Here is an 11,869-nt window from a genome sequence, read left to right as displayed (position 1 = left end):
CGTCGATACACTTCATGCCATCGGGCGGAAAGGCGCGTTTGATCTGCGCTTTCGGTGTCCGGAGATTTCGGGTTTAAGTTAAATACTTCAATGCCTTAAAGGGATTGTTCAGTGTCGTCTTCTTCCACCGTCAAACAGTCCTACACCATTCCCTGTTCTTCGATCTTTCGTGACGCTGTGCTGCAACTGGCAGAACGGCGCGGGGTGAATGCCGCCGATCTGGCGCGCTCGGTGATGTTGATTGTGCCCGAAAAGGCGATTGAGGATTATCAGGACCCCGGCGACCCGCCCAAGGGCGATCGCGAAACCATTGTCTTGAAGTCCGGCCCGGCCGAGGGGCGCCCCTGGCGGCGCAAACCCCGGCTGCAACTGCGCCTGCCACCCGGGTTTTCGGTGATCACTGTGCGCAAGGCGCTTCAGATGGCGATCGATTTCGATGCGGGTGATGTCAATATGCGGGTTGAGAAATCCGATGTTCTCGCCGCCGAACGTGCCGCCCTTGAAGAAGCCCGCGCGCTTAAAAAACGTCAGGCAGAGCCACCTGTTGAACTTCTGCAATCGCGTGAAGAACTCGAACGTCTGCGACAGATTGTTGATAACCTTGCCTTTGATCCGCTCGATCGCGGCGTCACCACCTTTAACGAGGCCCTGCATGTCATGGGCTTTGCACCAAGTGCGCGGCCTGATTTACGCGCCATCCGCGCCAAATACCGCGTTCTTGCCGCCATCCACCACCCCGACAGCAATTATGGCTCCCACCAGCGCATGACGCAGCTCAATGCTGCGATGGAGATCCTGCGCAAGCACGTTTCCTGATCGGTTGTATCGATCCGGATCACGAACCGCCGCCCAAGCCCTTGTCGAAGGGGTGGGCCAATGCTTAGATGTAACTGGGCTTAGATTTAACTGGGCTTAGATGTAAGCATCAGATTTCTGGTTATCGACCGGGCACAAGACCCGGGCACCCTGACCAGTCAGCAACGGGAGACAGCATGACGGCGGAATTTCGGGCGGCACATGCCAGCGGCGAAAACTGGGCTTCGGTCGCATCCGAGCTTGCAGAACTTCTCGAAAAAGAACCACTGCCCAAACAGGCTCTGGCCTTTTTGTATGTCTCCGAACCGCTGGCCGATGATCTTGGCAGTATCCTGACTTTCCTGCGTTCCCGCCTGTCGATTGAACACTGGATCGGAACCTCCGGCGTTGGCGTCTGCGGATCGGGCCGGGCCTATTTCGGTGTTCCGGCGGCCTCTGTCATGGTGGCCCCCTTTGCCCGTGATGAATTCCATATTTTTGAGCCGCTCAAGACCGAGGCCGATCTGGATGCGCGCGATCTGCAAAGCGCGATTGACCGCTTGCAGCCGATCTTTGGCCTGGTGCATGGCGATCCCGCTGCCCCCGAAAGTCTTAGTCAGCTGGCCGAACTGGCGCGATTGGGCTCAACCTATCTGGTTGGCGGCATCGCATCGGGGGAACGCGGCGCGCCGCAGATTGCCGACCGGGTGGTTAATGGTGGCCTGTCGGGCGTTTTGTTTGATGGCAAAACCAGTGTTCAGGTCGGCATCAGTCAGGCCTGCACGCCAATCGGCCCGGTTCACCGCGTGACCGAGGGACGCGAAGGCATCATCTCCACCCTTGATGATCGCCCGGCCCTTGATGTGCTTAAGCAAGAACTCGAAGCAGATGGCGGCGAACAATCCATGGCATCCGGGCGCTATCACGCGGCCCTGATGGTGCCGGGGTCGGATACTGGTGATTTTGTCGTGCGCAATCTGATGGGGATTGATCCCCATAACAACATGATCGCGATCAGTGGCGATGTGCAGGCGGGGGACGCCATCCGTTTTGTCCGCCGTGACGGGGCAGCCGCCGAACAGGATTTGCGTCGCATGCTAAGCGATTTGCAAAAACGTCTGCCGGGCAAACCGCGCGGGGCGCTTTATTGCAGCTGTGTCGCCCGTGGCCCGCATCTGTTTGGCACCGAAAGCCGCGAAATGATGATCATCCGTGATGAATTGGGTGATTTGCCACTGACCGGTTTTTACGGCAATGGCGAAATCTGCAATGACCGGTTCTATGGCTATACCGGGGTTTTGACCCTGTTTATCTAAGGCCGCAAATTTTCAAATCATAAGAAATTTGCCTGCAAACGGTTTCATCGCGTGGCCAAGCGGATATATTCATACCATTGCAAAATCATGTGCCGCCCCGATCCAATAGTGCGGGCGGCATAAGACAGGGGAATTTCATATGGAATATCGTCGACTGGGGCGTACAGACATTGATGTCAGCGTCATCTGCCTTGGTACCATGACCTGGGGCCAGCAGAACACCCAGGAAGAAGCTTTCGAACAGCTTGATTACGCTACTGCCAACGAAGTCAATTTCATCGACACTGCCGAAATGTATCCGGTCCCGGCGATGGAAGAGACCTTTACCGCGACCGAAACCATCATCGGCAACTGGCTTGAAAAGCGCGGAAAACGCGATGATCTGGTGATCGCCAGCAAGATCGTCGGTCCGGCTGATCGTTTCCCGTATGTGCGTGGCGGGCCGCGTCTGACCCGCGGGCAGATCTTTGAGGCGATTGACGCTTCACTTGGTCGTCTGAAAACCGATTATGTCGATCTTTATCAGCTCCATTGGCCGGATCGGAATTCCAACTTCTTCTCCAAGCTCGGCTATACCCACGAGCCGGACGAGGAATTCACCCCGATTGAGGAAAGCCTCGAAGCCCTCGATGAGCTGGTCAAGGCCGGCAAGGTCCGTCATATCGGCCTTTCGAATGAAAGCCCGTGGGGCCTGATGAAGTTCCTTGAACTGGCCGAAAAGAATGGCTGGCCGCGCGTTGTCTCGGTTCAGAACCCCTATAGCCTTCTGACCCGGCAATATGAAGTTGGTCTGGCAGAATGTTCGATCCGCGAAGATGCCGGTCTTCTGGCTTATTCGCCGCTGGGCGGCGGGGCGCTGTCGGGCAAATATTTGGGCGGTGCGCGTCCCGAAGGTGCGCGTTCCTCAGTCTGGCCGCAATATTTTGGCCGCTATCTGACCGAAAATGGCGTTAAGGCAACCGAAGCCTATGTGAAGCTTGCCAAGGATAACGGTCTTGATCCGGCTCAGATGGCGCTGGCCTATGTCAATTCGCGCCCGTTCCTGACGTCCAACATCATTGGCGCGACCAGCATGGAACAGCTGAAATCCAATATCGGCTCGGCCAACATCACCCTGTCGGACGCTGTTCTCGAAGAAATCGAAAACATCCATCAGATCTACACCTATCCCTGCCCGTAAGGTCACAGGATGGTCAGATTTTGCTCTCAGAATTTGACCAGCGACTTTTGAAAGGCGGCGGTTTATCCCGCCGCTTTTCCCACCACCAGAACGGAGGCGACATATGGTTAAGCTGATCTTTGGCAAGGAATCCGATCTGGGGGGTATCTCCGTGCGTCGCGTTTTACCCCATCGCGATGTGCGCTCTGTTGGTCCGTTCGTGTTTTTCGATCATATGGGGCCGGTCGAATTCCAACCCGGTCAGGGCATTGACGTTCCGCCGCATCCCCATACGTGTCTCGCGACCGTGACCTATCTGTTCAAGGGCGCGATCCTCCATCGCGACAGTCTGGGCAGTGATCTTGAAATCACACCGGGCGATCTCAATTGGATGAGTGCCGGGCACGGCATTACCCATTCCGAACGCGAAACCGATGCGGTCCGCAATTCCGTTCATGAACTTGATGGCTTGCAGCTTTGGGTCGCGCTGCCTGATGAGGCAGAGGAATCAGATCCCGCCTTTTATCATGTGGCCAAGAATGACCTGCCGGTGATCGAGGATGCCGGGCATCACATGCGCCTGATCGCCGGTGAGGCCTTTGGCAAAACCGCCCCGGTCCCAGTCAAATCCAAGCTTTATTACCTTGATGTCGAAATGGACGAAGGCGCGCAGCTTCTTCTGCCTGGTGAAAATCAGGAAGGGGCGATTTACGTCGTATCGGGCACGCTTCTGATTGACGGCGAAAGCTATAAGCCCGAAAGCTTTATCTATGTCGCACCCGAAGAAATCCCCGATATCGTTGCCAAAACCGGTTGCCGGGTGATGTTGCTGGGCGGCCTGCCGGTTGGCCGGCGCTATATCTGGTGGAACTTTGTCGCCAGCACCAGGGAACGGATCGAAGCCGCCAAATCCGATTGGGCGGCGGGCAAGTTCCCGCAAATTGATGGCGAAGACGATGCTTTGCCGCTGCCTGATCGTTCGACCGGCTAATTACCGCATCAGAATTGGATTGAAGACATGCGTTTGTTTGTTGGTGTGGAAATTCCCCACGATATTGCGACCGACCTTTATCCGCTGGGGCGTGCGATCAAGGGGCTTGATGCCCAAACCCCGGAAAACATGCACATCACGCTGAAATTCATCGGCAATGTCGATCCCGGTCTTGCCAGCGAAATCGATCAGGCCCTGTCACAAGTGGCGTTTGAGCCCTTTGATCTGCAGGTATCGGGCCTTGATATGTTTGCATCCAACCGCAAGGTCCGCATTTTCTGGGCCGGGGTAAAGGATCAACCAGCTTTGCGTACTCTCGCCAATCGGGTGGAAAACGCGCTTCTTGCGCTTGATGAATGCCCCGATATGGATATGCGCAAATTCACCCCGCATATCACACTGGGGCGTAACCGCGATGCGGCGCGTGCGTCCATCGAACAGGCGATTGTCGATCATGGCGATCTGTCATCACGGGTGTTCACCGTCGATCGTTTCTGTTTGTATGAAAGCCACGCAACGGCGGACGGTCCCGAATTTCGCGTGATCGCCGCCTATGATGGCAAGGACGGCCCGATCAAGGAGCCGGACCTGACTGACGCCTTTGTCACAGAGGATTTTCAATGAAACTTGGCTTTATCGGAACCGGTGCGATCAGCGATGCGGTCATTCGTGGTCTTTTGAAATCTGACTGTCGCGTAGATGAAATCATCGTTTCGCGCCGAAGCGAACATATCTCGACAAAGCTCGCCGCCGACTTTGACCGGGTCCGGGTCGAAGACGACAATCAGGCGATCATTGATCAGTCCGATATGATCTTTCTTGCGGTTCTGCCGCAAATTGCCGGTGATGTGCTGTCCGCCCTTCGCGTGCCGGATGACAAACAGATTGTCAGCCTGATCGCCACCATCCCGATTTCTGATCTCAAAGTATGGCTTGGCACCAACGCGCAATGTGATCGCGCCATTCCATTACCACCAGTCGAACATCATGCCTGTGTCACGGCGGTCTATCCCGGCTCACCCGATGTCATGGCCCTGTTTGAAAAACTCGGCGGGGCGGTGGCGGCTGAAACCATCGATGCCTTTGATGGCTACGCGACGGGAAGTGCCCTGATGGCGACCTATTTTACCGTGCTTGAAAGTGCCGCCCAGTGGATGGTCAACCAGGGCTCCGACTATGCCGATGCCAGGCGCTACCTTGCCGCCCTGTTTTCCGGCCTTGCCGGGAACACTAACAAATCCCCCGATCAAAGCTTTGCTGATCTTTATGAGGGCCACGTCACTGCCGGTGGCCTGAACGAACAGGTCGCGCAAACCTTCATCCGCGAAAAGGGCACAGATGCGCTTCATACCGCCCTTGATGAAGTCTTTGCCCGGATCAAGGCATCTGCGTAATCCCCATTGGGCAACGCAAAACGGGCGACCAACAAGGCCGCCCGTTTTGCTGTTCCTTATATAATGCGTACGGCGGGTTCAGGCCGCCGCCTTGTTCTGATACCCCACCGTCAGGCGTTGCTGCCCGCCATTGCCGGTTTCGATCAGATCAACCATGGCATAGCCGAAATCGGCATAGGAAATCCGGGCAACCCCGTCGTGATCGGGGATCAGCGTATCGGTGCCGCGCGCATAGTGCCCGGTCAACGGCCCCTCAATCAGCATCGCCGGCGGGCGCAGGCAGGTCCATTGCACATCGTCATACTGATCAAACAGCGCATCCTGCTGTGCACAGGCCTCGGCTATCGGGCGCACAGCATCGGGCAGGAAATCGGGCGCGCTCAGAACCGTATGACCACTTTCATCAGCCAGTTTCAGGGTCGCAGCCCCACCGGTCAGGTAAATCGGGGCTTTGGTTTTACGCGCCGCATCCAGCAACACCCGGGTCATCTCAACCAGCAAACTCTCTGATCCGCTGATCGGGCGAAGTGCGCTGATCGCCACATCATGGCTTGCCATCAGCTCGGCAACGCGGTCCGGCTTGGCCAGCACATCAACGCTTTCGCGCGCGACGCTATCAGGCACATCGGCCAGTTTGTGGATATTGCGCGCAATCGCGGTGACGCTATGGCCGCGTTTTAGGGCTTCGTGCAGGGTGGCAGTACCGACATCACCGGTGGCACCAAACAAGACAATCTTCATTGGACGTTTCCTTTATATCTGTGGGGCGTTTTGCTTTTATGTGGTGCGCGGGGCGGGTTCGTTGATCGCGGCTGGTGCTGGTTCCGCCAATGGTGCAGGCGCAGGACGGGCCGCCCGCTGACCCAGCCAGATGCTGGCCAGTACAACAATCACGCCTGCGATCTGAAGCGGGCTCAGGGCCTCGCCCAGAATGATCCAGCCCAGCAAAACCGCGCTGGTCGGGCTCAAAAAGCCAAAGCTTGTCACCGTCGTCGGGCCAAGCCGCGCAATGCCCCGGAACCACAGGTAATAGGTCAGGGCCGCCCCGATCAGACCGAGCCACACCAGACCGGCAAGATTGGTTGCCGTCGGGACCGGGAAGCCGGGCTCAAGGATCAGGGCTACCGGGATCATAAGGATCCCGCCTGCGGTTAATTGCCAGGCGGTAAAGGTCAACGGTGATACCGGTGGTTGCCATTTGCGGGTCATGACGGTGCCAGCCGCCATGGATGCGGCACCGAAAAGGGCGGCGGCAATGCCAATCGGATCAAGGCTGCTGGTCGGGCCAAGTACGAGCATCGCCACCCCGATCAAGCCGGAAATGGCGGCGATAACACCCAGGATGGTGATCTCGGATCCCAGCGCGAAGCGCGCCAAAAACAGCACCAGCAACGGCTGGATCGCGCCAAGTGTCGCTGCCACGCCGCCCGGCAGGCGATAGGCCGCAACAAACAGCATTGACCAGAAAACGGCAAAGTTCAGCGCGCCCAGAATAAACACGCGGGCGCGCCAGCCAGCAGTCGGCAGTTGCCGCACAACAAGCAAAAGGATCAAGCCGGCCGGCAAAGCACGCAGAAGGGCGACGGTCAGTGGAAAGCCATCAGGCAGCATTTCCGTGGTGACGATATAGCTGCTGCCCCAAATGATCGGGGCAAGAGCAGTCAGGCATAAATCGGTTGTTCGGCTCATGGTGGTATCTCCATTTATCTTGACATCAAGATATATTCAGAAATCTTGACGTCAAGATAAAATTCTGAAAAGAATCCGAACCATGGATAAAGTTGATCGCATTCTTGCGCAGTGGCGCCGTGAAAGACCCGACCTTGATGTCACCCAAATGGGCGTCATTGGCCGGATAGGACGACTGCGCAGCCAATTGAGTGCCGCACATGAACGTGTTTTCAAAAAATACGATCTGTCGCTGGCAAGTTTTGACGTTCTGGCGACACTGCGCCGGTCCGGCCCGCCCTATGCGCTCAGCCCATCAGAGCTCATTGACTGGACCATGGTGACATCGGGCACCATGACCAACCGTCTTGACCGGCTCGAAAAGGCCGGGCTGATCACCCGCCAGCGCAACCCGGAAGACGGGCGCGGTTTTGTCATTGCCCTGACGGACAAGGGGTTTGAGCTGATCGACGCTGCCGTTACCGAGCATGTCGCCAACCAGCATCAGATGCTCGAAGCACTAAGTGCAAAGGAACTCGAACAGCTTGATGGTCTGCTACGCAAATGGCTGGCGGCAATGAATTCTGCCGAGAATTCAGAAAACAGCTAGGTCAGTCATAAACGATCCCTGGGCTTAAAAGCTCAAAGCCTGCGATTTCAAACTCATACATGCCCGATCCGTCCGCCTTTTCGGCGCGGGCGATCAGCTTGCCATCCGCATTGCGAAAGATTGCGTGTGCTGTATGCAGGGCGCGATAACAGTGGCTGCCGTCTGGATAAAGGTATTTGATCATCATGCTTCCTTGCAAAAGCACATTATGATCAATACGCCCTGACAGCCTGTTGTCAGGAGCCGTGCAAAACACGCGACAAATCAGAACCTGACACATGGATATGTGCCGGTTGATCTTGCCTGTATGTCTTGGAAAAATGCTTTTTGTGTCAGTGGCAGAGAGGAGGGGATTCGAACCCCTGAGGGGCTTACACCCCAACACGCTTTCCAGGCGTGCGCCTTAAACCACTCGGCCACCTCTCCACATGCGATCTTTGATTTATCGCGAAAGCGGGCGGACATTAGCCGAGACGCCCGCGCTTGACAAGGCCCAATCAGCCTCTTTTTTCACTTTGCGTAAATCCCACGGATTGGTCTGTAAAATGGCCTGTGTTTCTGACATTTAATCGCCGCAAACCCTTGGTAAACGGGGCGTTGTCGGCATCTTTACTTCTTGTTGATGTCTGATCCGTAAGGTTTGGTGTCAGGTGTTTGCAACTCATGGGTAATGTTTTGTTATACAAATGCATCCCTTTACCCTTTATCTGCAAACCATTAGGCTTGTTGTTGTTTTTCTAATATACCGACCCTGACAGGTCGCTTGGAGCGGATAATGTGGTTTTTCCGGGCGTTGGGATGGTTACTGCTTTTTGCCAGCATTGCTGTGCTGGTCGATGACTCCATTACCGCGCTTCAAACAGGAAGTTTTCGTCTGGTCGCCGCCGGCGAGCTCTGGTATCGCCTTGATACCGGCAGCCTGAACCTGTTGCAATCCGTGATCCAGCGCTACATTTCCGTTTGGGCATGGGACACCATCTTTGTGCCGATCCTGCTGGCACCGGCCCTGGTTGTCTTGTTTGTGCCATCCGCCATCCTTCTTCTGCTGACCCGCAAGCGCAAGCGTCAGCGCATTTTCTGATCTTCCATTCGCCAGATTTCCGTATCTACCGGGTTGTTGCCGGTTTTCGTCCGGTTTAGTCCTTTGTCGCCTTGTCTGCACGCGGTGCAGTCGGCACACTGCCGATAGTCAGGACAACAATAGGCAGGAAAACCGGGATGAAGGCGTGGATTTGCAGCGCATTTGGCGAAGTACCGCAATGGGTGGATGTCCCTGATCAGGCGTCGTCGATCCTGCAACCCGGTCAGGTCCTGATTGATGTTGCCGCCTGCGGGGTCAATTTCGCCGATACCCTGATCCTGCAAGGCAAATATCAAAAACGTCCCGAAGGTCCCTTTTCCCCCGGCTTTGAAGTTAGCGGCACGGTGCGCGCGGTTGGCGATGATGTCAGCCATGTCAAACCCGGTGATGCCGTCATGGCCATGCCCGATTGGGGCGGTTACGCCGAACAGGTCGTGGCCGACGGTAGTCTTGTGATGCCGCTTCCGAACGGTGTTGATTTCAACAGCGCAGCAGCCTTTCAGATCGCCTATGGCACAAGCTGGTTTGCATTGAAGTATCGCGCCGATATCAAACCGGGCGAGATCGTTCTGGTGCATGGGGCGGCTGGTGGCGTCGGTTTGACCGCCGTCGAATGTGCCAAGCTTCTGGGCGCAACCGTCATTGCCACGGCCGGTGGGGCGGACAAATGCCAGATCGCGCGCAACCATGGTGCGGACCATGTCATTGATTATAAATCGGAAAACATCCGCGACCGGGTGCGCGAAATCACGGCAAGCCTTGGCCAGCCCAAAGGCGTCGATGTTGTTTATGATCCGGTTGGCGGTGATGTCTTTGATCAAAGCCTGCGCTGCGTTGCGCCCGGTGCGCGGATGCTTCTGATTGGCTTTGCCAGCGGCACCGTGCCGCAAATCCCGGCCAATATCCTGCTGGTCAAGAATGTCACCGCAATCGGTTTTTATTTCGGCGCCTATCTCGAACAAAATCCCGATATCGCGCAAGCGGGCATGGCGGAGCTGCTGGAACGCCTGAAATCCGGAGCGATCCGGCCGATGATCTCGGCGGTTTATCGCCTCGAAGATGCGATGGATGCCCTGACGGCCATTCGCGAACGCACGGCGACCGGCAAGCTGGTGATTGATTGCCGCCCAAACAGGTAAATAGGCGGATTTCAATACGCACTTTGCTGGTATAGGATGAGCCCGTCCCAACCACTTCTCTGCCGGAAATCGCCGAATGCCCGACGACAAAAACAGGCCCGATCACGTCCAGTCTTCTGCAAAGACCCGTGATCAGTATGAAACCTATCCCTATCCGGCCCGCAATCCCGAGGATGAGGACAAGCGCCTGATCACCGGATCACCGGGCAACTGGGACGAGGTCGTGCATTTTGTCTTTGGCGGGCGCGATCCATCGGCACAGACCAAAAGTGGCAAAATCAAAATCCTTGTCGCGGGTGGTGGCACCGGCGATGCGCTGGTCATGCTGGCCCAGCAGGCCCGTGACCGCAAGGCCAAGGCCGAGATCGTCTATATCGATCTGTCCGAAAGCTCGCGCGCAATTGCCGAAGCCCGTATCAAGCGCCGCAGTCTGGAAAAGAACGTCACGTTTGTGACCGGATCCTTTGTCGATCTGGCATCTGAATATGGCCCGTTTGACTATATTGATTGTTGCGGGGTGCTTCATCACCTGCCCGATCCCGATGCCGGGCTCAGGGCGCTTGCCGATGCGCTGAAACCCAATGGCGGGATGGGCCTGATGGTCTATGGCGAGTTGGGTCGTCAGGGCGTCTATCACATGCAGGAAATGATGGAACGCCTTAATGCCGAGGCCGGCGGGGCCAAGCGCCTGAATTTCGGCAAGGCGCTGTTTAATTCATTGCCCGGGACCAACTGGCTCAAGCGCAACCCGTTTGTCGGTGATCACATCCATGGCGGTGATGCCGGGTTCTATGACCTGTTGTTGCACCAACAGGACCGTGCCTATCGCGTCGACGAGGTGTTTGATTTTGTCGAGGCGGCTGGTCTGCGTCTGCAAAACTTTATCGAACCGATGCGCTACGACCCGACCACCTATTGTTCACGCCATGATGTACTTGATAAGGCAATGCACGTACCATTTCGCGAACGCGCGGCCCTGGCCGAACTGATGGCGGGCAACATCACCAAGCACACCTTTTATGTCGTCAAGGCCAAGAACAAGGTCAAACCACCGGTCCCGTCGCCGGAACTGATCCCGACCTTCACCCGTGTTGATGGCGCGGCACTCGCCCGATCCGTCGCCAAGACCGGCAATATCAAGATCACCTTTACCGGCCTTTCAGTGACCCGCACCATGCCCTCGGCATCGCCTGCGATCCTGTCGCGGATTGATGGCAAACGCTCGATCGGTGAAATCTACGAACTGTTTGATCCCAAACCGGAAAAGTTCGAATTCAATGCCCAGTTTGCCGTGATGTATTCGGTACTCAATGCCGCAAACCTGATGTATCTGCGCCACCCGGAAAAGAAATAGCCCAAAGCAAAAAAAAATGTCGGTCACAGGGGGTGCGACCGACATTTAAATACGCACTTTCCAGCGGGGGGAGCTGGAATTGCGCTCAGGGATTAGTAGGGTCAGAACCAGTTAATTTGATTGGAATGGCAGCCTTTATCTTTGCGAAATCCAAGGAAAATCCCGCCGGGCGGGCTGGTATCCCGGCCAAGGGTTTTGACGCGGGAGTTTGCAAAGATAAAGGCTGTCCTGCGGATTAACCTGATTTGCACGGGCAACTTTGTCGCAAAGTCTTGAAAGATATAAATCTTCCTGCGGCTTTGCTCCGCGTATCCGCACAAATCAGGTTAACCATTCGAACCAAATTAACTGGTTCTGACCCT

Annotated in this window: 13 protein-coding genes and 1 tRNA gene; 10 read left to right on the top strand and 4 right to left on the bottom strand. The window is 56.2% G+C overall.

Annotation, left to right across the window (positions count from 1 at the left end; all coding sequences use genetic code 11):
* Nucleotides 1-111 precede the first annotated feature (111 nt).
* The 6 genes from TH2_RS01045 (at nucleotide 112) to TH2_RS01020 (ending at nucleotide 5,655) form a co-directional block, all read left to right on the top strand.
* Nucleotides 112-816: a J domain-containing protein gene (locus TH2_RS01045; RefSeq protein ID WP_008888530.1), complete on the top strand. Its 705-nt coding sequence runs from the start codon at nucleotides 112-114 to the stop codon at nucleotides 814-816.
* A 176-nt stretch (nucleotides 817-992) separates the two neighbouring features.
* Nucleotides 993-2,111, top strand: a complete 1,119-nt coding sequence (locus tag TH2_RS01040) for an FIST signal transduction protein (protein WP_008888529.1) — start codon at nucleotides 993-995, stop codon at nucleotides 2,109-2,111.
* A gap of 139 nt (nucleotides 2,112-2,250) precedes the next feature.
* Nucleotides 2,251-3,291: an NADP(H)-dependent aldo-keto reductase gene (locus TH2_RS01035; RefSeq protein WP_008888528.1), complete on the top strand. Its 1,041-nt coding sequence runs from the start codon at nucleotides 2,251-2,253 to the stop codon at nucleotides 3,289-3,291.
* 103 nt (nucleotides 3,292-3,394) lie between these two features.
* The gene (locus TH2_RS01030; protein WP_008888527.1) at nucleotides 3,395-4,261 is read left to right on the top strand and encodes a pirin family protein; all 867 of its coding nucleotides are present in this window, start codon (nucleotides 3,395-3,397) and stop codon (nucleotides 4,259-4,261) included.
* Nucleotides 4,262-4,288: 27 nt separating this feature from the next.
* Nucleotides 4,289-4,885, top strand: coding sequence for an RNA 2',3'-cyclic phosphodiesterase (gene thpR / locus TH2_RS01025; RefSeq protein WP_008888526.1), 597 nt, complete (start codon nucleotides 4,289-4,291; stop codon nucleotides 4,883-4,885).
* Nucleotides 4,882-5,655, top strand: coding sequence for a pyrroline-5-carboxylate reductase (locus TH2_RS01020; protein ID WP_008888525.1), 774 nt, complete (start codon nucleotides 4,882-4,884; stop codon nucleotides 5,653-5,655). The genes thpR and TH2_RS01020 overlap by 4 nt, the downstream gene beginning before the upstream one ends.
* Nucleotides 5,656-5,733: 78 nt before the next feature.
* On the opposite strand, the gene TH2_RS01015 is transcribed toward TH2_RS01020, so the two are convergent.
* Together TH2_RS01015 and TH2_RS01010 are read right to left on the bottom strand one after the other, a co-directional pair.
* Nucleotides 5,734-6,396, bottom strand: a complete 663-nt coding sequence (locus tag TH2_RS01015; RefSeq protein ID WP_008888524.1) for an NAD(P)-dependent oxidoreductase — start codon at nucleotides 6,394-6,396, stop codon at nucleotides 5,734-5,736.
* 36 nt (nucleotides 6,397-6,432) lie between these two features.
* The gene (locus TH2_RS01010) at nucleotides 6,433-7,344 is read right to left on the bottom strand and encodes an EamA family transporter (protein ID WP_008888523.1); all 912 of its coding nucleotides are present in this window, start codon (nucleotides 7,342-7,344) and stop codon (nucleotides 6,433-6,435) included.
* An 82-nt stretch (nucleotides 7,345-7,426) separates the two neighbouring features.
* On the opposite strand from TH2_RS01010, the gene TH2_RS01005 reads away from it, so the two are divergent.
* A complete protein-coding gene (locus tag TH2_RS01005; protein ID WP_008888522.1) occupies nucleotides 7,427-7,933 on the top strand; it encodes a MarR family winged helix-turn-helix transcriptional regulator in 507 nt (168 codons plus the stop codon).
* Nucleotide 7,934: 1 nt separating this feature from the next.
* Here TH2_RS01005 and TH2_RS01000 read toward each other — a convergent pair whose 3' ends face one another.
* Together TH2_RS01000 and TH2_RS00995 are read right to left on the bottom strand one after the other, a co-directional pair.
* Entirely contained in the window at nucleotides 7,935-8,120 is a 186-nt protein-coding gene (locus tag TH2_RS01000; protein ID WP_167549059.1) for a hypothetical protein, read from the bottom strand.
* 149 nt (nucleotides 8,121-8,269) lie between these two features.
* Nucleotides 8,270-8,359: transfer RNA gene (locus TH2_RS00995), tRNA-Ser, on the bottom strand.
* Between the two features lie 349 nt (nucleotides 8,360-8,708).
* Between TH2_RS00995 and TH2_RS00990 the strand changes: the two genes are divergently transcribed.
* The 3 genes from TH2_RS00990 (at nucleotide 8,709) to TH2_RS00980 (ending at nucleotide 11,507) form a co-directional block, all read left to right on the top strand.
* Entirely contained in the window at nucleotides 8,709-9,014 is a 306-nt protein-coding gene (locus TH2_RS00990; protein WP_008888520.1) for a hypothetical protein, read from the top strand.
* Between the two features lie 137 nt (nucleotides 9,015-9,151).
* A complete protein-coding gene (locus TH2_RS00985) occupies nucleotides 9,152-10,153 on the top strand; it encodes an NADPH:quinone oxidoreductase family protein (protein ID WP_008888519.1) in 1,002 nt (333 codons plus the stop codon).
* 76 nt (nucleotides 10,154-10,229) lie between these two features.
* Nucleotides 10,230-11,507 carry a class I SAM-dependent methyltransferase gene (locus TH2_RS00980; protein ID WP_008888518.1) on the top strand — a complete coding sequence of 426 codons (1,278 nt, stop codon included), beginning with the start codon at nucleotides 10,230-10,232 and terminating at the stop codon, nucleotides 11,505-11,507.
* Nucleotides 11,508-11,869 lie beyond the last annotated feature (362 nt).

It is taken from the genome of Thalassospira profundimaris WP0211, from assembly GCF_000300275.1.
Lineage (GTDB): Bacteria > Pseudomonadota > Alphaproteobacteria > Rhodospirillales > Thalassospiraceae > Thalassospira > Thalassospira profundimaris.
This window is presented reverse-complemented; position numbering and strand designations above follow the sequence as displayed.

Bases quoted from the DNA above. Each gene is read 5' to 3' on its own strand.
- TH2_RS01005 (WP_008888522.1), top strand. From the start codon at position 7,427: ATGGATAAAGTTGATCGCATTCTTGCGCAGTGGCGCCGTGAAAGACCC.
- TH2_RS01030 (WP_008888527.1), top strand. From the start codon at position 3,395: ATGGTTAAGCTGATCTTTGGCAAGGAATCCGATCTGGGGGGTATCTCC.
- TH2_RS01010 (WP_008888523.1), bottom strand. From the start codon at position 7,344: ATGAGCCGAACAACCGATTTATGCCTGACTGCTCTTGCCCCGATCATT.
- TH2_RS01000 (WP_167549059.1), bottom strand. From the start codon at position 8,120: ATGATGATCAAATACCTTTATCCAGACGGCAGCCACTGTTATCGCGCC.
- TH2_RS01040 (WP_008888529.1), top strand. From the start codon at position 993: ATGACGGCGGAATTTCGGGCGGCACATGCCAGCGGCGAAAACTGGGCT.
- TH2_RS01015 (WP_008888524.1), bottom strand. From the start codon at position 6,396: ATGAAGATTGTCTTGTTTGGTGCCACCGGTGATGTCGGTACTGCCACC.
- TH2_RS01020 (WP_008888525.1), top strand. From the start codon at position 4,882: ATGAAACTTGGCTTTATCGGAACCGGTGCGATCAGCGATGCGGTCATT.
- thpR (WP_008888526.1), top strand. From the start codon at position 4,289: ATGCGTTTGTTTGTTGGTGTGGAAATTCCCCACGATATTGCGACCGAC.
- TH2_RS00985 (WP_008888519.1), top strand. From the start codon at position 9,152: ATGAAGGCGTGGATTTGCAGCGCATTTGGCGAAGTACCGCAATGGGTG.
- TH2_RS00990 (WP_008888520.1), top strand. From the start codon at position 8,709: ATGTGGTTTTTCCGGGCGTTGGGATGGTTACTGCTTTTTGCCAGCATT.
- TH2_RS01035 (WP_008888528.1), top strand. From the start codon at position 2,251: ATGGAATATCGTCGACTGGGGCGTACAGACATTGATGTCAGCGTCATC.
- TH2_RS00980 (WP_008888518.1), top strand. From the start codon at position 10,230: ATGCCCGACGACAAAAACAGGCCCGATCACGTCCAGTCTTCTGCAAAG.